16 protein-coding genes, 2 tRNA genes and 2 pseudogenes are annotated in these 19,680 nt (G+C 44.4%); 7 read left to right on the top strand and 13 right to left on the bottom strand.

The features are described from left to right. Positions 1–128: 128 nt before the first annotated feature. Both R8O11_RS14505 and ppk2 read left to right on the top strand, forming a co-directional pair. The gene (locus R8O11_RS14505; protein WP_031780841.1) at positions 129–872 is read left to right on the top strand and encodes a copper homeostasis protein CutC; all 744 of its coding nucleotides are present in this window, start codon (positions 129–131) and stop codon (positions 870–872) included. A gap of 70 nt (positions 873–942) precedes the next feature. Continuing rightward, a complete protein-coding gene (gene ppk2 / locus R8O11_RS14500) occupies positions 943–1,719 on the top strand; it encodes a polyphosphate kinase 2 (RefSeq protein WP_005381743.1) in 777 nt (258 codons plus the stop codon). 62 nt (positions 1,720–1,781) lie between these two features. On the opposite strand, the gene phoU is transcribed toward ppk2, so the two are convergent. From phoU to R8O11_RS14480, 5 genes and pseudogenes are all read right to left on the bottom strand, one after another. Then, positions 1,782–2,480, bottom strand: coding sequence for a phosphate signaling complex protein PhoU (phoU, locus tag R8O11_RS14495; protein ID WP_005381744.1), 699 nt, complete (start codon positions 2,478–2,480; stop codon positions 1,782–1,784). A gap of 30 nt (positions 2,481–2,510) precedes the next feature. Then, the gene (gene pstB, locus R8O11_RS14490) at positions 2,511–3,329 is read right to left on the bottom strand and encodes a phosphate ABC transporter ATP-binding protein PstB (protein WP_005381745.1); all 819 of its coding nucleotides are present in this window, start codon (positions 3,327–3,329) and stop codon (positions 2,511–2,513) included. Positions 3,330–3,331: 2 nt separating this feature from the next. Then, positions 3,332–4,708: pseudogene (gene pstA / locus R8O11_RS14485) on the bottom strand (phosphate ABC transporter permease PstA); the annotation flags it as partial. Between the two features lie 65 nt (positions 4,709–4,773). Next, positions 4,774–5,005, bottom strand: a pseudogene (locus tag R8O11_RS31820) (phosphate ABC transporter, permease protein PstA); the annotation flags it as partial. A 30-nt stretch (positions 5,006–5,035) separates the two neighbouring features. Continuing rightward, positions 5,036–7,240, bottom strand: coding sequence for an ABC transporter permease subunit (locus tag R8O11_RS14480; protein WP_318194243.1), 2,205 nt, complete (start codon positions 7,238–7,240; stop codon positions 5,036–5,038). 207 nt (positions 7,241–7,447) lie between these two features. Here R8O11_RS14480 and ppk1 point away from each other — a divergent pair, with 207 nt between their 5' ends. Then, positions 7,448–9,538 (top strand): polyphosphate kinase 1, encoded by a 2,091-nt coding sequence (ppk1, locus tag R8O11_RS14475; protein ID WP_005381748.1) that lies wholly within the window; start codon positions 7,448–7,450, stop codon positions 9,536–9,538. Further along, positions 9,522–11,027, top strand: coding sequence for an exopolyphosphatase (gene ppx, locus R8O11_RS14470; protein ID WP_005381749.1), 1,506 nt, complete (start codon positions 9,522–9,524; stop codon positions 11,025–11,027). Before ppk1 ends, ppx begins: the two co-directional genes overlap by 17 nt. 34 nt (positions 11,028–11,061) lie before the next feature. On the opposite strand, the gene R8O11_RS14465 is transcribed toward ppx, so the two are convergent. The 3 genes from R8O11_RS14465 to phoB are packed head-to-tail and all read right to left on the bottom strand — an operon-like array spanning position 11,062 to position 14,049. Continuing rightward, positions 11,062–12,021 carry a PstS family phosphate ABC transporter substrate-binding protein gene (locus R8O11_RS14465; RefSeq protein ID WP_085569938.1) on the bottom strand — a complete coding sequence of 320 codons (960 nt, stop codon included), beginning with the start codon at positions 12,019–12,021 and terminating at the stop codon, positions 11,062–11,064. Beyond that, on the bottom strand, positions 12,021–13,319 hold the full coding sequence (phoR, locus tag R8O11_RS14460; protein ID WP_005383667.1) for a phosphate regulon sensor histidine kinase PhoR: 1,299 nt from the start codon (positions 13,317–13,319) through the stop codon (positions 12,021–12,023). Before phoR ends, R8O11_RS14465 begins: the two co-directional genes overlap by 1 nt. A gap of 40 nt (positions 13,320–13,359) precedes the next feature. Beyond that, entirely contained in the window at positions 13,360–14,049 is a 690-nt protein-coding gene (phoB, locus tag R8O11_RS14455) for a phosphate regulon transcriptional regulator PhoB (protein ID WP_005381752.1), read from the bottom strand. A gap of 224 nt (positions 14,050–14,273) precedes the next feature. Here phoB and rdgC point away from each other — a divergent pair, with 224 nt between their 5' ends. The 3 genes from rdgC (at position 14,274) to R8O11_RS14440 (ending at position 17,011) form a co-directional block, all read left to right on the top strand. Beyond that, on the top strand, positions 14,274–15,188 hold the full coding sequence (gene rdgC / locus R8O11_RS14450; protein ID WP_005381753.1) for a recombination-associated protein RdgC: 915 nt from the start codon (positions 14,274–14,276) through the stop codon (positions 15,186–15,188). A 165-nt stretch (positions 15,189–15,353) separates the two neighbouring features. Next, a complete protein-coding gene (yegQ, locus tag R8O11_RS14445; RefSeq protein WP_005381754.1) occupies positions 15,354–16,754 on the top strand; it encodes a tRNA 5-hydroxyuridine modification protein YegQ in 1,401 nt (466 codons plus the stop codon). Positions 16,755–16,756: 2 nt separating this feature from the next. Continuing rightward, positions 16,757–17,011, top strand: a complete 255-nt coding sequence (locus tag R8O11_RS14440; RefSeq protein ID WP_005381763.1) for a YfhL family 4Fe-4S dicluster ferredoxin — start codon at positions 16,757–16,759, stop codon at positions 17,009–17,011. 42 nt (positions 17,012–17,053) lie between these two features. Here the strand turns inward: R8O11_RS14440 and R8O11_RS14435 are convergent, their stop codons facing one another. The 5 genes from R8O11_RS14435 to R8O11_RS14415 form a co-directional block, all read right to left on the bottom strand. After that, complete coding sequence (locus tag R8O11_RS14435) at positions 17,054–17,362, bottom strand: hypothetical protein (RefSeq protein ID WP_005381765.1); 309 nt, start codon at positions 17,360–17,362, stop codon at positions 17,054–17,056. Positions 17,363–17,685: 323 nt separating this feature from the next. Continuing rightward, on the bottom strand, positions 17,686–18,522 hold the full coding sequence (gene mepA, locus R8O11_RS14430) for a penicillin-insensitive murein endopeptidase (protein ID WP_017633932.1): 837 nt from the start codon (positions 18,520–18,522) through the stop codon (positions 17,686–17,688). Between the two features lie 12 nt (positions 18,523–18,534). Then, positions 18,535–18,867: a DUF1904 domain-containing protein gene (locus R8O11_RS14425; RefSeq protein WP_005381768.1), complete on the bottom strand. Its 333-nt coding sequence runs from the start codon at positions 18,865–18,867 to the stop codon at positions 18,535–18,537. A gap of 474 nt (positions 18,868–19,341) precedes the next feature. Further along, positions 19,342–19,418: transfer RNA gene (locus tag R8O11_RS14420), tRNA-Trp, on the bottom strand. 35 nt (positions 19,419–19,453) lie between these two features. Next, positions 19,454–19,530, bottom strand: a tRNA-Asp gene (locus R8O11_RS14415). Positions 19,531–19,680 lie beyond the last annotated feature (150 nt).

The following is a 19,680-nucleotide window of genomic DNA, read 5'->3' as shown; positions in this document are numbered from 1 at the left end:
AAAATGAGGTAACGCTTTAGCGTAAACTTTACCTCTATTTATCATCCCCTCCATACAGATTCTGCTTACTTGCCCTGTTAATATCTTAGCCACAACACCTATTTGTAACGTTAGCAGGATGAATGAACATGGTTACTCACCTAGAAGTCTGTATCGATAATATTGAATCTCTGCACTACGCCATTGCTGGCGGCGCCACTCGGATTGAACTTTGCTCCTCTTTGGCTTTAGGCGGACTAACACCCAGTTATGGTTTTATGCAGCAAGCGGCTAAGCTTTCGAGTGTTCCTGTTTATGCCATGATCCGCCCACGCCAAGGTGACTTCTTCTACAATGAAGAAGAGATCGAAATGATGCGTTGGGATATTGAAGCGGCTCACCAATCAGGCTTGAGCGGTGTCGTGTTCGGCGTGCTCACTCAAGACGGTGATATTCATATGCCTTACGCGGCTGCGCTGTGTGAATTTGCTCAAGCGCTTGGCTTAGGCGTGACCTTCCATCGTGCCTTTGACCAGTGTCGTGACGCTGAAAAAACTTTGGAAGAAGTGATCAGCTTAGGTTGTGAACGTATTTTAACCTCCGGTCTTGCGCCTTCAGCACCACAAGGGATCGATGTGCTTAGAGCTTTGGTTAAGCAAGCCCAAGGACGCATAGCAATCATGGCGGGGGCTGGCGTTAATGCGAGTAACGTACGTGCGTTAGTAGAAGACACTCAAGTTCCTGAAATCCATCTGTCAGGCAAAACCACACGCCCTAGCCAAATGACCTTTGTTGCTGAACAAAGCAAAATGGGCGCATCCGATGTCGATGATTTTTTAATCCCCATCACAAGTACACAAGCCATAACCGATGTCGTAGCAGCTCTCAAATAGACCACCGTAACCTCACGCGCATAGCTTTTGAGTGCTAACATATTGTTTATCAAGGAGTGAGGAAATGTGTATGTCTAAATTGAAGAAAAAGGAATACGAAAAGGAGCTCAAAAACCTTCAAGTTGAGCTCGTAAAACTTCAAGAGTGGGTCAAACACAAAGGGTTAAAAGTGGTGGTTCTGTTTGAAGGACGTGATGCTGCGGGCAAAGGCGGAGTGATAAAGCGAATTACAGAAAAGCTAAACCCGCGTGTTTGTCGCGTAGTGGCTCTGCCTGCACCGACAGAAAAAGAAAAAACGCAATGGTACTTCCAACGTTACGTCGCTCATTTACCATCTGCTGGTGAAATCGTTTTATTTGACCGAAGTTGGTATAACCGAGCAGGTGTCGAAAAAGTCATGGGGTTCTGTACTCCAGACGAATACGAGGAGTTTTTACGCTCTTGCCCTGAATTCGAGAGAATGTTGCAACGATCTGGGATTATTCTGATTAAGTATTGGTTTTCGGTTTCAGACGAAGAGCAGGAAAAACGTTTTCTAGGTCGAATTAATACGCCGATCAAACGTTGGAAATTCAGCCCAATGGATTTAGAGTCACGTCATCGCTGGGCGGAGTATTCGGAAGCAAAAGATAAGATGTTTGCCTATACAGACACGAAAAACTGCCCTTGGTGGGTCGTCCCTTCTGATGACAAAAAGAAAGCGCGCTTGAACTGTATCAGTCATTTACTAAGCCAGATTGACTACAAAGCACTTGAGTACTCACCCATAGAATTACCTGAACTCAATAAAGAAGGTTACGTCAGAGCGCCCATTGATGATCAGACCTTCGTTCCTGATAAATATTGACGTGCTTTCCTTCTCTCTAATAAATAGGCCAGCCTAAAAGCTGGTCTATTTGTTGAAGTCAGTTACTTCAGTACGTCATCAATACTTTGATCACCTAGGTGGCGTACATCTTTCCCTTTCACAAAGTAAATAATGTATTCACAGATGTTCTGGCAGCGGTCCCCCACGCGTTCAATCGCGCGTGCAGACCACATCACTTGCAGAATATTAGGGATATTTTTTGGATCTTCCATCATGTAAGTCATCAACTGACGAATCACCGCTTCATACTCGGCGTCTAGTTTGTCATCTTGTTTGTGCACCTCTGCTGCCGCTTCTACATCCATACGGGCAAACGCGTCTAAAACCTGATGCAGCATATTAATTGCCTGACGGCAGAGAGGCTCTAACGACACTTGGAATTGTCGTTCTTTTGATGATGGGCTTTCAATGGCAACGTAAGCAATGCGTGTCGCCACATCACCGATGCGTTCTAAATCCGTGATCGTTTTGATGATAGCCATGATTAAGCGCAAGTCTTTTGCCGTTGGCTGACGCTTAGCAATAATGCGTGTACAGGCGTCATCGATCGAGACTTCCATCGCATTCACTTTATGATCGTCACGCACAACCTTACGCGCCAGTTCGATGTCTTCTTTATGCAAGGCTTGAATAGCATACGAAAGCTGCTGCTCTACCAAGCCTCCCATGGTTAATACATGAGTACGAATCGATTCTAGCTCTACGTTAAATTGTCCTGAAATATGACGTCCAAAGTGCATGATGTTCCTTATTCCGTATAGAGTCGCGACTTAACCGTAGCGACCCGTAATGTAATCTTCGGTCTGTTTCTTCATTGGCGAAGTGAAGATCGAGTCCGCGTCAGAGTATTCAATTAACTTACCCATATGAATGAATGCAGTATGATCGCTCACTCTCGCCGCTTGTTGCATGTTATGGGTAACGATAACGACAGTATATTGAGTCTTCAGCTCATTGATAAGCTCTTCAATAGTTAAAGTTGAGATTGGATCCAACGCTGATGTTGGCTCGTCCAATAACAGGACTTCCGGCTCAATCGCCACCGCACGCGCAATGACCAAGCGCTGTTGCTGACCACCAGATAAACCAAATGCGTTCTCATGCAAGCGGTCTTTTACCTCATCCCACAACGCCGCCGAGCGCAAGGATCGCTCCACTGCGTCATCTAAACTGCGGCTGTTTTTTACACCTTGTAAGCGTAAGCCATAAACTACATTTTCATAAATAGACTTAGGAAATGGATTGGGTCTTTGAAACACCATCCCCACTCGGCGTCGAAGTGTCGCAACATCGACATTAGGATGATAAACATTCTTGCCATGGAGACGCACTTTGCCTGTGACTCGACACCCTTCCACTAAGTCGTTCATGCGATTGATGCAACGTAATAACGTCGACTTTCCACACCCTGAAGGACCGATAAAAGCGGTGACTCGCCCTTTGGGAATTCGCATCGAAATATCATGCAGCGCCTGAGTTTGACCATAGAACAGATTAAGGTTCTCGATTGAGATGGCTGTTTGTTCATCCGTTAAATTATGAACGTCCAATGGTGGCTCATAACCTAATGTACTATCAAAATTAAACATACTTAATCTTGTCCTAACGTTCTGTATTTTTCTCGTAAATTATTGCGAATACTGATTGCTGTTAAGTTTAGCCCGACAATCACTGTCACGAGTAAGAAAGAGGTAGCATAAACTAATGGTCGCGCCGCTTCGATGTTGGAGGTTTGAAAGCCAACATCGTAAATGTGAAAACCTAAATGCATGAACTTTCTATCCAAATGCACATAAGGGAATTGTCCGTCAACCGGTAAACTGGATGCCAATTTCACGACCCCCACCAGCATCAGTGGCGCTACTTCGCCAGCTGCACGTGCAATCGCAAGGATCAAACCTGTGATAATAGCTGGCGTCGCCATAGGTAAAACCACACGCCATAGTGTTTCGAACTGAGTTGCACCAAGCGCCAGAGAACCATGTCGTACTGAGCTCGGAATACGAGTTAAACCTTCTTCAGTAGTCACAATCACAACTGGAAGCGTCAGCACGGCAAGAGTTAGTGCAGACCATAACAAACCCGGCGTACCAAAGGTTGGTGCCGGTAGCTTCTCCGCATAGAATACGTTGTCGATAGAGGCACCAATCGTATAAACGAAGAAACCTAAACCAAACACGCCATAAACAATCGATGGAACACCCGCTAGGTTTATAACCGCAATACGAATAACTCTGGTTAGAGCGTTATTCTTAGCGTATTCATGTAGATAGATAGCGGCGATCACCCCGAGTGGCATCACAATGATCGACATGATGAGTACTAAGAAAACCGTACCAAATATCGCAGGGAACACGCCTCCTTCGGAGTTAGACTCTCTTGGATCTTCAGATAAAAACTTCCAAACCTGTTTTCCCCAATGCATGACTTTATCAGGCAGTGACATTTGGTTTGGATACCAGTAGTCCAAAATGTCTTCGAGCGGAATCGATACTTGTGACCCCGTCATATCCTCGACAATCAAGGCATAGTCAGAGAGCTGAAGTCGTAAACCATCAAGTTGCAAATCTAACGTCGCAAGCGCTTTTTCTATCTGCTCTTTTTTCGTCTGGTTTTCGTTTAAGAAGCTTTCTGTCAGCGTGTCATTCAATTCATGCTTGCGCTTTTCTAATCGCAACTGCTCTAGCTTCCAACCAAGCTCTTTAAGCTGATCGACCACCAAAGAATCAATCTCATGGCGCAGAGTTTCTGCATCATCAAGCTTTTTATTTAGTACCGATTGAATATCACTGGTGTATATATTATCACCATCTTGAAACGCCACCAGCTTACCAAAGAAATAACCACCGCTACTGCGCTCTATCACCGCCCACTCTTTTGGCATCGTGGGCTCATCCAACTGCATTTGCAATACGGAGATAAAATCGGCGGGATACAACTCTCGGTTAGCGATTTTGATACTGAGTCGCGTGGCAAAATCTTCATCGTCTTCTAACTGTTGTGCTGCGCTTTCAGGCAAATAACTCTTCGGTACAAAGCTGCGCTCATACACTTGACCAATCAGAATAGTATTTTCATGTAGCACTTCGCCTTGTACAGGAGTCAGCGCTGCAACATTCCACTGATACAAAGGCGCTGGCCAAAAGTAAGTCAGGCCTTTCCAGCCGATAAGGAGTAACAACCCTAATACCGACAACAAACTGATGCTGACTGCACCGCCTGTTAGCCATATCCACGGTGCGCCAGAACGAATCCAATTTAACACGTTATTACTCGCTCTTTATTCAAACCATTATTACAACGCACGGTACTTATCTCTCAGTCTCTGACGAACCCACTCCGCAAGCGCGTTTACTGCAAACGTAAACACAAATAAAATCAATGCAGCTAGGAACAGCAGGCGATAATGCGAACTTCCAACTTCCGACTCTGGCAACTCAACGGCGATGGTCGCCGACAGGCTGCGCAATCCTTCCAAAATATTCCAATCCATTAATGGCGTATTGCCCGTTGCCATTAACACAATCATGGTTTCGCCAACAGCGCGTCCCAGGCCCATCATAATGGCAGAAAAAATACCTGGGCTTGCAGTAAGCAAGACAACATAGATTAAAGTTTGCCAAGGCGTGGCCCCTAATGCCAAAGAGCCATCCGATAAATGCTTCGGTACAGAGAAAATGGCATCTTCGGCAATGGTAAAAATCGTCGGGATAACAGCAAACCCCATCGCTAACCCCACCACCAATGCATTGCGTTGATCGTAACCAATACCATGCTCGGTTAAGAATAAGCGCATATCGCCACCAAAGAACGTCTGCTCAATCGTAGGCGAAATCCACACTCCAAGCCCAATCAGTACCAATATGACAGGCATGAGCACTAAAGCATGCCAACCATTAGGCAGACGATTCCGCAAAGGTTGCGGTATTAATGCCCATAGCCCGCCCATAATCATGGTGCTCAAAGGCAAAACAAACAGCATAACGACGATCGTAATCAAATGATCTTCGACAATAGGCGCGAACCACAATCCCGCGAGGAAACCTATGATCACCGTCGGCAGTGCTTCCATTAGCTCAATCGACGGTTTTACTACACGACGCATGCGTGGCGACATAAAGTAAGCCGTATAAATAGCACCTAGCACTGCGAGCGGTACTGAAAACAGCATCGCAAACATCGCCGCTTTTATCGTTCCAAACGCAATAGGTACTAGGCTGAACTTAGCCTCAAAGTTATCGCTCGCCGAAGTCGATTGCCACACAAATTCAGGCTCAGGATACCCTTCGTACCACACTTCTTGCCATAATGAAGACAATGAAATTTCCGGATAGGCATTGTCCACTTCCGCAACATTTAACGCATTATTTTGCCAAGTGATTAAGTAGCGTTCATTGTTAGACATTGCTGCGATTGCGGGCGCTTGATTGTACGCACGCTTAAACAACACCAGTTTTTCACTGGTTGTATAATGGCTTTGCAACGTGCCGTTGGTGTAAAAGCTATAAAATCCTTTTCGATGAGAATCCGGCAACAAATACTTAAGCTCTGATGCCAATTTAAAATCACGAATATGCGTTAACGTGCGTTTTTCTTCTTGCAGCGTATCAAACCATTGCGACACCCGACCATCGTTGTGCGTCACCAAAAGCGAGTAAGCACCAGCCAATAAGTCTATCGTACGAACGGAATGCTTCTTATCACCTTGAGTGAGATCGACCACCTCTCGCACAGCAAATTTACGTGCGGTTTTCTTTAACACGATCAACTCAGAGCCATCGCGCAAATAAAGCGTTTCACCGTCAGGTGTCAATAACATTTGCTGAGGCGTATCAAAACCTGAAGAGAACGTAAAATCAATCGTTGTAGGAGACGTACCCAAAGACGAAGCCACTTGCCAGCGAGCTTTCACTTCACCACTTTGCGTCTGCCAAACAACCGTTGGTAAGGGCGTCGAAGCTGCAAATACAAACTGAGTCACAGGATCTTGAGGCGTACTTAGTGTCAGATCCATGCTGGTGTCTAGCTCAATCACTTCCGGAGGACGTGTATTTTCTCTCAATGTGGCATTAAATTCTGGCTTGAAAAGGTTCGCTTTACCCTGCCCATCAACAAATCCATACCAACCTAGCCCAGGAGCAGATTGAGAGAAAGCGACGGGTTTCTGGACGATTTGCTGTGTATACACCGCAGGTTTCGTAGGATCGTCCATCGACAAATATTGAATCTCACCACTTTGGGTTAGAACGAACGCGAGCTGAGCGTAATCATCCACTGAAATCGCAAGTGGTGTTTCAATATGAGTGGCTCGAATGGCTTGGTTGGTTTTGATCTCCGCATCAGAAAAAAGCGGAATGATCACCATGGCGAGGTAGACAAAGATCAAAATAAGCGCCGCGAGTACGCCGACACCACCAGATGTCACTGCAAGTCGAACTAAACGATCTTTTATCAGTCGTTTCTTATCTTTTTCCTGCAATGAAAACTCGGCTTGTGCCATTTAAATCTCTACCTTTTTTGACTTAGTACTAGAATATGTCGTTAAGATGACAATTATATTACAGATCACATTAAACACCTGAAAAGAATACAACTCTTATGCAATGCGTGGTATGAAATAAATCTGTAATGAAAATCTCATAATGTTCTCACTCATCCATTTTTCCAAGATGAGTACGTAATACTTCACTTTTGGCTAGGTAAGGTTATGAGCGCAGAAAAACTATATATAGAAAAAGAACTGAGTTGGTTGTCTTTCAACGAACGAGTATTACAAGAAGCTGCCGATAAAACCGTCCCTTTGATCGAACGTATTCGCTTTCTTGGGATCTTTTCCAACAATTTAGATGAATTTTACAAAGTACGCTTTGCGGACGTGAAGCGCAGAATCCTAATCAGCCAAGAGCGCGGTGGCAGTGATAGCCCTAAACGACTGTTAACCAAAATGCAGTCGAAAGCACTAAAGCTTAACGAACAATTTGATGAGCTTTACAGCGAGTTGATTCGAGAAATGGCGCGACGTCGCATTTTCTTGGTCAACGAGCAACAACTGGATGAATCGCAACAAAAGTGGATCGCGAAATACTTCCGTAGAGAGGTAATGCCGCATATCACTCCCCTCCTAATGAAAGACGAGATCGATGTTCTGCAATTTCTCAAAGACGAGTACGCTTACATCGCCGTAGAACTGCGTAAAGAAGAACATTACCAGTACGCTCTGATCGAAATTCCGACCGATCACCTTCCCCGCTTTGTGATGGTACCAGAACAGAAAGGAAAGCGTCGAAAAACCATCATCTTACTTGATAATATTATCCGCCACTGTTTGGACGAGCTGTTCAAAGGCTTTTTTGATTATGATGAGCTTAGCGGCTATGCGATGAAAATGACGCGTGACGCTGAATACGATTTACGCAATGAAATCGAGTACAGCTTGCTTGAACAAATGTCAGAGGGTGTCAATCAGCGACTGACAGCAAAGCCCGTTCGCTTCGTCTACGAACGCGATATGCCGCCTCAAATGTTAGAGTTTCTGTGTAACAAACTTAATATCTCTAACTACGATAACCTTATCCCCGGCGGACGCTATCACAACTTTAAAGACTTCATCGGCTTTCCAAATGTTGGACGAGAATATCTTGAAAATAAACCTCTCCCGCCAATGAAATGTGCCGATTTCGAAGGTTATGCCAACAGCTTTGACGCGATTAAAGCGAAAGATATTCTGCTCTATTATCCCTACCACACTTTTGACCACATTAGTGAGTTAGTGCGCCAAGCCTCCTTCGATCCCAAAGTACTTAGTATCAAGATTAACATTTATCGCGTCGCGAAAGATTCTCGCTTGATGAACTCTTTAATTGATGCGGTGCACAACGGCAAAAATGTCACTGTGGTCGTCGAACTGCAAGCTCGCTTTGATGAGGAAGCCAATATCGAATGGTCAAAAGTATTAACTGAAGCGGGTGTGCACGTCATCTTTGGTGCGCCTGGTCTTAAGATTCACTCAAAGCTACTGATGATTAGCCGCCGCGAAGGTGAAGAAATTATTCGCTACGCACACATCGGCACAGGCAACTTCCATGAGAAGACGGCACGAATTTATACCGACTTCTCCCTGCTTACGGCAGATCAAGAAATCACTAATGAAGTCCGTAATGTCTTCGGTTACATTGAGAATCCATACCGACCAGTGAAGTTCAATCACCTTATGGTATCTCCTCGTAATTCTCGAACCCAAATCTACCGCTTAATTGATAATGAAATTGCGAATGCCAAGCTAGGGAAAAAAGCCGCTCTTACGATCAAGGTCAATAACCTAGTCGATAAAGGCATCGTCAATAAGCTTTATGGAGCAAGTACTTCCGGTGTAAAAATAAACATGATCATTCGAGGTATGTGCTCATTAGTACCGGGCATTGAGGGGATCAGCGACAATATTCGCATCATCAGTATTGTTGACCGCTTTCTTGAGCACCCTCGCGTGGTGATCACCCACAATGATGGCGATCCGCAAGTTTATATCTCCTCCGCAGACTGGATGACAAGAAATATTGATCACCGTATCGAGGTAGCAGTACCAGTCCGTGATCCACGTTTGAAACAGAGAATTATTGATATAACGAATATCCATTTTACCGATACAGTAAAGGCTCGTTTAATAGATAAAGAAATGAGTAACGCTTACGTACCACGAGGTAATCGCAAAAAAGTTCGCTCTCAAATCGCTATCTATGACTATCTTAAAAATATAGAAAAGCAAACTAGAAAACAAAATTCAGATGCCTCAAATACTTGAACAAGATACTCGCTACATTGCCGCGATAGACCTCGGCTCAAACAGTTTCCATATGGTGGTGGCCAAAGTTGTTGGCAGTGACCTACAACTGGTTAGTCGTCATAAACAACGTGTTCGCTTAGCATCAGGACTCGACAGTGAATTGAACTTAAGTCACGCCGCAATGGAGCGTGCGCTAGAATGCTTAGCCATGTTCGCTGAAAGGTTGCAAGGGCTTGATGAGTCAAATGTACGTATCGCCGCCACACACACACTAAGACGCGCTAAAAATGCCCACCTTTTCATCGAGCGTGCAAAAGAAGTGATGCCTTTCCCAATAGAAATTATCCCTGGAGAAGAAGAAGCCCGCCTGATTTACTTAGGTGTCGCGCACACTCAAGTAGAATCCAACTCCAAACTAGTCATCGATATCGGAGGCGGCAGTACCGAGATGATTATTGGACAAGAATTTGAGCCTGAGCTTCTCAACAGTAAACAGATGGGATGCGTCAGTTTTACAGAGCAATACTTTAAAAACGGCAAACTGTCAGGCAAAAACTTCAGTAAGGCGATGTTAGCGGCCGAACAAAAACTCGAGTCCATCGCCTCAACATATCGTAAAAAGGGCTGGGATATTGCTCTCGGCTCATCAGGAACCATCAAAGCGATTCAAGAAGTGCTAGTAGGATTAGGTTTTGAAGATGGCCTGATCACAGCGAGTCGACTGGATACACTTATCGAAACTCTGTGTAAATTTGATTCAATTGAAGATATTGAACTGACTGGTCTAACAGAAGAACGTAAACCCGTATTCGCAGCAGGCGTAGCGATTTTGTCCGCGATTTTCAAAGCGCTTCGCATTGAGCAGATGTTTTTCTCCGATGGTGCTCTGCGCGAAGGCCTGTTGTACGAAATGGAAGAGCGTTTTGCGCGCTCCGATATTCGCATGCGCACCACAGAAAATTTAGCCAACAAGCACCGGGTCGACTTAGAGCATGCCGCTCGTGTTAAGGGGCATGCACGTGAGATGTTATGTCAGGTACGCTCTGAACTAGGCATTAAGAAAAAGAGTGAGTTATTTGACTTACTAGAGTGGGCAGCGTTGCTTCATGAAGTCGGATTAAGTATTAACTTGCGTAGTTTCCATCGCCACTCTTTTTATATTCTGTTGCACTCCACCCTACAAGGCTTCAACCGTGAGCAGCAATTAGTGCTTGCAACATTAGCTCGCTTCCAGCGTAAAGCGCTCAAATTGCAAGAACTACCAGATTTCAACCTCTATAAACAGAGTGACGTTATAAGCCTCATCAAAATATTACGACTTTCTATCGTATTAAATGGGCAGCGTAATGAAGATCCATTGCCTGATATCACCTTATCTATCAAAAATGACGAATGGATTCTCACATGCACAGATGAAGCATGGCTAGAAAACAATAAATTACTTCACGCGGATTTACAGGAAGAACAAGAACGTTGGGACAGCGCGAAGTGGACACTCACTTTCTGATCTCGTACTGTCCATACCTAAATAAAAAGTCGGCTTACAGGCCGACTTTTTTTAACTCTTCTTCTGCAAAGTCTGCCGTAATGGGCACATAACCATCTTTCTCAACCAACGCTTGTCCCTGAGCAGAAAAGATAAAGCGAATAAACTCAGCTTCAATTGGTGTTAATGGGTAATCAGGGTGCTTATTCACGTAAACATATAAGTAACGTGATAGTGGGTACTTACCACTAACAATATGTTCTCGCGTTGGAGTCACGTAGTCATTTCCCATTTTAGCCACAGGGACTAAGCGCACGCCTGCCACTCGATAACCAACACCGGAATAACCAATTCCACTGATGGTTGACGCTACAGCTTGCACTACTGACGCGGAGCCTGGCTGCTCGTTAACTCGAGTCTTGAAATCGCCGCCACACAAGGCATTACTTTTGAAGTAACCATAAGTTCCAGAAACGGAGTTACGACCAAACAACTGTACGTTTCGCTTTGCCCACTGTGATTCAAGACCGAGTTGCTGCCAGTTTGTTACAAATTGACTTTCGCCACAGCGTAGCGTGGCAGAAAACAAAGCATCTAATTGACTAAAGTTAAGACCTTGAATTGGATTATCTTGATGAACAAAAATACCGATTGCATCGATGGCTACCCTAAGCGCCGTTGGCTTGTAGCCATGTTCACGTTCAAACGCTTCTATCTCTCTTAAACGCATAGGGCGACTCATGGGACCAAACTGAGCTGTTTGTTCGGTCAATGCTGGAGGGGCAGTAGAAGAGCCAGACGCTTGGACTTGCGCATTAATATTCGGGTAAATGGATTTAAACTCTTCAACCCAAAGCGTTGTCATACCCGCAAGTGTATCGGAGCCAACAGAGAGCAAGTTCCCGACAATCCCCGTCGTTTTATGATAACTCGGCAATGGTTTATCTTGAGCGGCAGCCATAAAAGAACAAACAAGCGCGAATAAACTGAATGTTTTTGCTAATCGTAAAGCCATTATTTCACCACCAAACGCTCAGGCAATACGAAAGAAAACTTACTACCCACGCCTACTTCACTGTGAATTTCTAAATGAGAGTCATGGTGACTCAGCGCGTGTTTTACAATGGCAAGCCCTAAACCACTTCCACCAGTATCACGTGATCTTGCTTTATCCACTCGATAAAAACGCTCAGTAAGTCGGTGGAGGTGCTGAGGTTCAATACCATCACCACTATCTTCCACCTCTAAGCATGCGCCTTGAGAGGTCTGGAACCAACGAACATTAATGTTCGCACCAGGCGGTGTGTATTTGACGGCATTATAAACGAGGTTAGAGATAGCACTACGTAACTGGTCATCATCGCCCAGCACGCGTAGGCTAGCATCAACATCAAATTTCAATTTATGTTGGTTGTCCCCACTAAGGCTAACCGCCTCTTTTTCTAACACTTCAAGCATCGCGGGCACATTCACGACTTCCTCAAGCTCATGCATAGGTGCCGCTTCAATTTTAGATAGTGTCAGTAGTTGGTTCACCAAACTGTTCATGCGGTTAAGCTGCTCCGTCATGACACCATGAGCTTTGCTCCACATAGGACCCACGACCATATCAGGATCTTCTGTCATCTCAAGATAACCTTGTAGCACCGTCATTGGTGTACGCAGTTCATGAGATACGTTGGCAAAGAAGTTGCGACGCATTCCCTCAAGTTGTTTTAACTGGCTAACATCACGCACCACCATCAAATGTTCACCTTCGGTATACGGTACGATACGTAGTTCTAGCATGCGTTCGACATTGAGTGGTGAACGCATTTCTAATGGCTCTGAAAAGTCTTTCTTGTTGAGGTACTTGATAAAATCAGGTGTACGAATGAGATTGGAGATAGGTTGACCTGAATCTTCTGGCCAATGGAAGCCCAGTAAGTGCTGAGCCAGCTTGTTGCACCAAACAATATTGCCTTCAGCACGGAATACCACTACCGCATCGGGTAGCGATTCTGCACCATTTCGGAATCGACGAATAAGATTAGTAAGCTCTTTTCGTTTGCGGCGTTGGCGCTGTTGTAAGCGATACAACCCATTGAACAAAGATTCCCAGTTACCGCTACCAGATGGTGGCGTGAGGCGTTTTTCATCCCATAACCAAGAAGATAAACGTACTTGGTTATGCAAATGCCACACAAGCTGCAATGCCGTAGCAGCCAAAAGCAACCACGGCATATAACCGAATATCCAACCTACTATCACCCATGGGGTGTAAAAAAAAGCCAGCTCCCAAGCCAGCTTTTTCCACGTTAATCTTTCAACCACTCATAACTCCAGAAATGGTACCGATAAGCTGCGTGTTAATTTATGCCTTCGTCGAGAAGCGGTATCCAGCACCACGAACAGTTTGGATCAGCTTATCATGCCCTGCAGCTTCCAATGCTTTACGCAGGCGGCGAATGTGAACATCAACCGTACGGTCTTCGACATACACGTTAGTGCCCCAAACATTGTTTAATAGCTGCTCACGGCTGTATACGCGTTCTTGATGCGTCATGAAAAAATGAAGCATCTTAAATTCTGTAGGGCCCATGTCTAATGGCGCATCATTAGCCGTAACACGGTGCGATACAGGGTCAAGCTTCAATCCCTGTACATCAATTACATCTTCTAGTGCAGTAGGGGTAACGCGACGAATCACCGCTTTTAGGCGTGCAACCAACTCTTTAGGAGAGAATGGCTTAGTAATGTAGTCATCCGCACCGACTTCTAAACCGCGCACTTTATCTTCTTCTTCACCACGAGCGGTAAGCATCACAACTGGAATGTTGCGCGTTAATTCCTCTCGCTTCATATGTTTGATGAAGTTAATGCCACTACCGCCTGGTAACATCCAATCCAGTAAAACTAAATCAGGGAAGGGTTCAGCCAGTTTGGTTACTGCAGTATCGTAATCTTCCGCTTCTACCGCTTGGTAACCTTTCTGCTCAAGTACGAAGCACAGCATTTCGCGAATAGGAGCTTCGTCTTCAACAACCAGAATCCTTCTAGACATAATTGAGTAACCTTATGTTCGTTGAGCTAATGAATTTAAGAGACAAAGCGCCTCTCTATGCATAAGCATTATCACTACCAATTATGACACTTTTGTGACCTTTGAAAACAAATTTTCATATAACTTTCTTTTGAGGTTCATTCGGATATTTTTCATTTCTATTAAGACATCAGCACAAAAATTCCCTATGATTAGTCCCTTGTCATCAAGCCTAGAGAAGATTTATGTGGTTTAAAAACTGTCTGGTATACCGCGTTAACCGCGAGGTTACTTTTAACGCCGAACAACTAGAAACTCAGCTGTCTGAATTCCGATTCACCCCGTGTGGCAGTCAAGACAAACAGAAATTTGGCTGGGTCAGTGCAATGGGTAGACATGGCGATATGATGACTCACGTGTCAGAAAACCGCATTCTGATTTGCGCCAAGAAAGAAGAGAAAATGCTACCTGCCTCTGTGATCAAAGAATCATTGAATGCAAAAGTAGAAGCAATGGAAGCGCAAGAAGGTCGTCCTCTGAAGAAGAAAGAGAAAGACAACCTGAAAGATGACATCGTAATGGATTTACTGCCGCGCGCATTCAGCCGCAGCAGCCACACTCACGTGCTCATCATGCCAAAAGAAGGTTTTATCCTTGTTGATGCAAGCAGCTATAAAAAAGCAGAAGATGTATTAGCATTGCTTCGTAAAACCATGGGTAGTCTACCTGTTGTTCCTGCTATCCCAGAAGTGGCGATTGAAACTACGCTAACCGAGTGGGTGAAAAGCGGTGACACACCTCAAGGTATCAGCATGATGGACGAAGCTGAGCTAAAATCCGTACTTGAAGAAGGTGGTGTGATTCGCTGTAAGAAGCAAGAGCTAACCACTGATGAAATCCGCAACCACATCGCTGCGGATAAAGTCGTGACGAAACTTGCGCTTAATTGGCAAGATCGTATTGAGTTCATTATGACGGAAGATGCAGGCATCAAACGTCTAAAATTCTCTGATGAATTGAAAGATCAAAACGATGATATTCCACGTGAAGATCAAGCAGCTCGATTTGATGCAGACTTCTCTCTAATGTGTGGAGAGTTCAGTGCTTTCCTTCCCAACCTATACGATGCGCTAGGCGGCTTACCGAATCCTAACGCTTAATTTTGTATAAAGGTTAACCATAACGCCCTCACTTTTTTTGAGGGCGTTTTTCTATCTGAAGCACAATTACCCTAGTCACAGTTCACATTTTGACGTAAAATTTGCGCCCCATTTCCATTAGGTGGAATTGGCCTGACTTGTGATCAGATAAAAGAGAATTGAGCAATGACAACTGAGAAAGCATTCGTGCCTGAGCTACTATCTCCAGCGGGCAGCCTGAAAAACATGCGTTACGCATTCGCCTACGGGGCAGATGCAGTTTACGCTGGCCAACCTCGCTACAGCCTTCGCGTACGTAACAACGAGTTTAACCACGAGAACCTAAAAATCGGTATCGATGAAGCCCACGCCCTAGGCAAAAAGCTTTATGTGGTATGTAACATTCAACCACACAACTCGAAGCTAAAAACGTTCATCCGTGATCTTAAGCCAATCGTAGAGATGGGTCCTGACGCATTGATCATGTCAGATCCAGGCCTAATTATGATGGTTCGTGAAGCTTTCCCAGAAATGCCAATTCACCTTTCTGTACAAGCGAACGCTGTAAACTGGGCGACCGTTAAGTTCTGGGCAGCGAATGGCGTGGAACGTGTGATCGTTTCTCGCGAGCTATCTCTAGAAGAAATCGAAGAAATTCGTGAGCATTGCCCTGAAACTGAACTTGAAGTATTCGTTCACGGTGCATTATGCATGGCTTATTCTGGTCGTTGCCTACTTTCTGGCTATATCAACAAACGTGACCCTAACCAAGGCACTTGCACTAACGCATGCCGCTGGGAATACAAAGTTGAAGAGGGTAAAGAAAACGACGCTGGTGACATCGTAGAGAAATTCGACCCGACGGAAGCACAGCCTGTCGAAGTACAAGACGAGCGTCCTGAAACCACAATTGGTCGCGGCAAACCAACAGATGAAGTCGTTCTACTTTCTGAAGCACACCGTCCAGAAGAAAAAATGGCAGCTTACGAAGACGAGCATGGTACTTACATCATGAACTCTAAAGACCTACGAGCGGTTCAGCACGTTGAACGCTTAACTAAGATGGGTGTTCACTCATTGAAAATTGAAGGTCGTACTAAATCGTTCTACTACTGCGCACGTACCGCTCAAGTTTATCGTAAAGCAATTGATGATGCTGTAGCAGGTCGACCATTCGATGAAAGCCTAATGGGTACACTAGAAAGCCTAGCTCACCGTGGCTACACTGAAGGCTTCCTACGCCGTCATACACACGATACTTACCAAAACTACGATTACGGTTACTCAGTCTCTGATGCTCAACAGTTTGTTGGTGAATTCACTGGCAAACGTCGTGGTGACATGGCTGAAGTAGAAGTAAAAAATAAGTTTCTTGTCGGTGATAGCCTTGAACTAATGACGCCAAAAGGCAATATTGTTTTCACGCTAGAGGCAATGGAAAACCGCAAGTCAGAGTCTATTGAAGACGCGAAAGGAAACGGTCACTTTGTATTCATTCCAGTACCAGCAGAGCTAGATTTAGAATATGGCCTATTAATGCGTAATCTAAACTCAGGGCAGGACACCCGTAACCCGACTGGTAAGTAACCATGGCCTTGCTCATTACTGATAAATGCATTAACTGCGACATGTGTGATCCCGAATGCCCCAATGGGGCAATCAGTATGGGAGAGAGCATTTTCGAAATTGATCCAGCGCTATGTACAGAGTGTAAGGGGCATTACGAAAAGCCGACCTGTCAGTCAGTGTGTCCAATTACAAAATGCATAATCACTGATCCGAACCATGTCGAAACTGAAGAGCAGTTGCTTGAAAAATTCGTGATTATTCAAGGGTTAGCATAAGAGTAATTAGGTTCAACTTTGGCATCAAAGTTGAACCTTTTCTCAACCTGATTTTTCAATAGGGATAATATTGCAGAACAGCTCTTTTTCAAAATGATACTCTAGTCTCTCACGCCAATTTTCCGCTTGAGAAACAGGTATTAAATAAAAGTTTTCTCGGCTCGTATCAGTAACGAAAGCCATTCCATATTGCATCAGCTCATAATGCACATCATTAACAAAACCCGGATCAAGGCGTTGACGCCCAGTCAGGTGATTCACATCCTCTCGAGTCAAAGAGACTCCTTTAGTATCACTGCTAAATCTGTGTCTTAACCACTCTGCAAATTCTTTTGCACAAATCATAGTCATGGTTTTGTCCTTGATTTACTCTTCTAACAGGAAAAGGGCATATCCCTGCCTTACACACTTGTCTGCGTTGTTATCGCTTTTTAGCCAACTGACAGACATATTGCTAAGAAACCAGAGTATCGTGACGAAAGATCTTTTTCTAAACAGAGAAGTTACAACTTACCCATACTACAACTCTTTGTTTAATTTAGATTTCTATAATATGTCCCCAAAACTAATTGGGTTAGTTTTTGTATTGGTACTATTCAATGTAGACAAAAGTATGATGTTTCTCCAGTTTCATAAAAGAGATCACCAAGTACAGATAAACCTGAAGAGTAACACTAATTAGGATTGATAAGCGGCAAGCATTGAGGTGGAACGACTTTTTTTCGTTTGGGCTTAGAGGTTGTTTTTACCCGTGGAGGGGTATCAATAGGTTTTGCTTTCGGGGCCCAACTTGCAAGCTCAACACCGCAGCCATCGCCTACTGGAGGTGGTGCTTGATCAACACAATAGTCGCTCGAATCAGGACAAGACAACCTGACGTGAAAGTGGTAATGATGCCCCCACCATGGACGTACTTTACGTAACCAAGAACGATCTTTGCCGTTTTCTTGCAAGCAAAGTTGCTCCTTAATAACAGGATGTACAAAAATTCGTGCAACATCCTTACTTTTTGAAGCGTACCGAATTAGCTTAAAGTGCCGTTCTTCCCAGCGATGATTAAGTATGGAATAACCTTTTAAATCCACCACACTCATGGGCTTAGGAAGTTGTAATTCGTTATAAGAAAGCGGTTGGTCAGCAAGTCTTAACCAGATATCGATATCTAACCCGGTTTGATGACTAGAATGACCAGAGGAGAACCTTCCACCTCTAGGTAAAGACAAATCACCAATCAACAGAGTGGTGTTGAGATTTTGATGAGCTTTAAGCGCCAGATTTTCAATAAACTCTATCGTTTTAGGGTGCCCATAGTAGCGCTTCGTTTTACTACGTAAGACTTGATAACCAACGCCATCGAGAGGCAAGGGTAATGCACCATCTAAACAACCGTTAGCATAACTACCAATAGAGGAGGAAGAGTTTCGGGTAGGATTAACCGCAGACTCCCAAGGAGTAGAACATACTGAAGCTGAGAAACATAAACCCAAAGTTACAATGAAACTCAGCCTCATAGCCTTTAACCTTTAGTAGTGTTCGCCATTATCGTAATAAGCTTTAGGAGATAAGGCGGAAAAGATAACTGCAACATCAATATCGGCACCAGCGATACCGCGCACTTGTTGCGTAATAAGCTTGGCAACTTCATCTTGCACTTCCTGGCCACGGTCGAACCAAAGCACTTCGACAAAAGGATATGCAGCACTCACCTCACCCTCATTGAAAAACGTAGTGTAGATATACTCAAAAGTAAAATCCTCACGCGGACAGTCCATTAGAGGCTGAAGTTCATCCGTAAGGGGTTTTGATAATGCCTGAACAGCTTGTGGCTCTACAGCACGGAATCGAAAATGTGGCATAAACTTACTTCCTAATTATTAGCATCAATGCATGATGATAACAGGAACCAAGTCAGTAATCATCCAAGCCAATGTAACCACTGACCTTTCAATAGATTGTGAATCAGATGTGCTCGATAACGAAGAAAAAGCGTTATGAAAATTCGAAGGTAAAACAGAAAGAGCAAAGCGATACATCAACATTTAATAATTACATTACTAGAAAATAAAACTATCTGAAGCAAAGGTATGCCATATTCGTTGGATAAACATACACCTGACGCCGAAACTATACGTTAGGAATAAAAGAGCCCCTGACCTAAGCCAGAGGTTATGAACATGGGGGATAGGTGAAGTGGACCAATATCCCGGAGATATGAACTTTCAATCCCCCGATACTTTGGTATCAGAGGAATCGACAGCTCTCCAACTAGTCAGATTCTCTTTTCTTCAGATGCAAAAAAGCCCCAGCATTACTGCTGAGGCTTTAGAGTATGGCAGGGGTGGAGAGATTCGAACTCCCAACACGCGGATTTGGAATCCGCTGCTCTGCCAATTGGAGCTACACCCCTGTAATTCGTGTTTATTGAGACGACGCTCAAATAAGTGGCGGAGTGGACGGGACTCGAACCCGCGACCCCCGGCGTGACAGGCCGGTATTCTAACCAACTGAACTACCACTCCGCAGTGGTATCACTCGCTTTAATAAGCAAGCGTCCGCTTTTGTCTTCACTTTTCGAAAAAGTGAAAATAAAAATAAAGCCTGGCGATGTCCTACTCTCACATGGGGAAACCCCACACTACCATCGGCGCTATTTCGTTTCACTTCTGAGT

The sequence above is a fragment of the Vibrio sp. 1288 genome (genome assembly GCF_033344475.1).
This window is presented reverse-complemented; position numbering and strand designations above follow the sequence as displayed.

What these genes read in the sequence shown, in the direction of transcription:
- R8O11_RS14465 (WP_085569938.1), bottom strand. Translation starts at nt 12,021, where the DNA reads ATGGCTTTACGATTAGCAAAAACATTCAGTTTATTCGCGCTTGTTTGT.
- R8O11_RS14505 (WP_031780841.1), top strand. Translation starts at nt 129, where the DNA reads ATGGTTACTCACCTAGAAGTCTGTATCGATAATATTGAATCTCTGCAC.
- rdgC (WP_005381753.1), top strand. Translation starts at nt 14,274, where the DNA reads ATGTGGTTTAAAAACTGTCTGGTATACCGCGTTAACCGCGAGGTTACT.
- phoB (WP_005381752.1), bottom strand. Translation starts at nt 14,049, where the DNA reads ATGTCTAGAAGGATTCTGGTTGTTGAAGACGAAGCTCCTATTCGCGAA.
- R8O11_RS14435 (WP_005381765.1), bottom strand. Translation starts at nt 17,362, where the DNA reads ATGACTATGATTTGTGCAAAAGAATTTGCAGAGTGGTTAAGACACAGA.
- R8O11_RS14440 (WP_005381763.1), top strand. Translation starts at nt 16,757, where the DNA reads ATGGCCTTGCTCATTACTGATAAATGCATTAACTGCGACATGTGTGAT.
- ppx (WP_005381749.1), top strand. Translation starts at nt 9,522, where the DNA reads ATGCCTCAAATACTTGAACAAGATACTCGCTACATTGCCGCGATAGAC.
- mepA (WP_017633932.1), bottom strand. Translation starts at nt 18,522, where the DNA reads ATGAGGCTGAGTTTCATTGTAACTTTGGGTTTATGTTTCTCAGCTTCA.
- phoU (WP_005381744.1), bottom strand. Translation starts at nt 2,480, where the DNA reads ATGCACTTTGGACGTCATATTTCAGGACAATTTAACGTAGAGCTAGAA.
- ppk2 (WP_005381743.1), top strand. Translation starts at nt 943, where the DNA reads ATGTCTAAATTGAAGAAAAAGGAATACGAAAAGGAGCTCAAAAACCTT.
- R8O11_RS14480 (WP_318194243.1), bottom strand. Translation starts at nt 7,240, where the DNA reads ATGGCACAAGCCGAGTTTTCATTGCAGGAAAAAGATAAGAAACGACTG.
- yegQ (WP_005381754.1), top strand. Translation starts at nt 15,354, where the DNA reads ATGACAACTGAGAAAGCATTCGTGCCTGAGCTACTATCTCCAGCGGGC.
- pstB (WP_005381745.1), bottom strand. Translation starts at nt 3,329, where the DNA reads ATGTTTAATTTTGATAGTACATTAGGTTATGAGCCACCATTGGACGTT.
- R8O11_RS14425 (WP_005381768.1), bottom strand. Translation starts at nt 18,867, where the DNA reads ATGCCACATTTTCGATTCCGTGCTGTAGAGCCACAAGCTGTTCAGGCA.
- ppk1 (WP_005381748.1), top strand. Translation starts at nt 7,448, where the DNA reads ATGAGCGCAGAAAAACTATATATAGAAAAAGAACTGAGTTGGTTGTCT.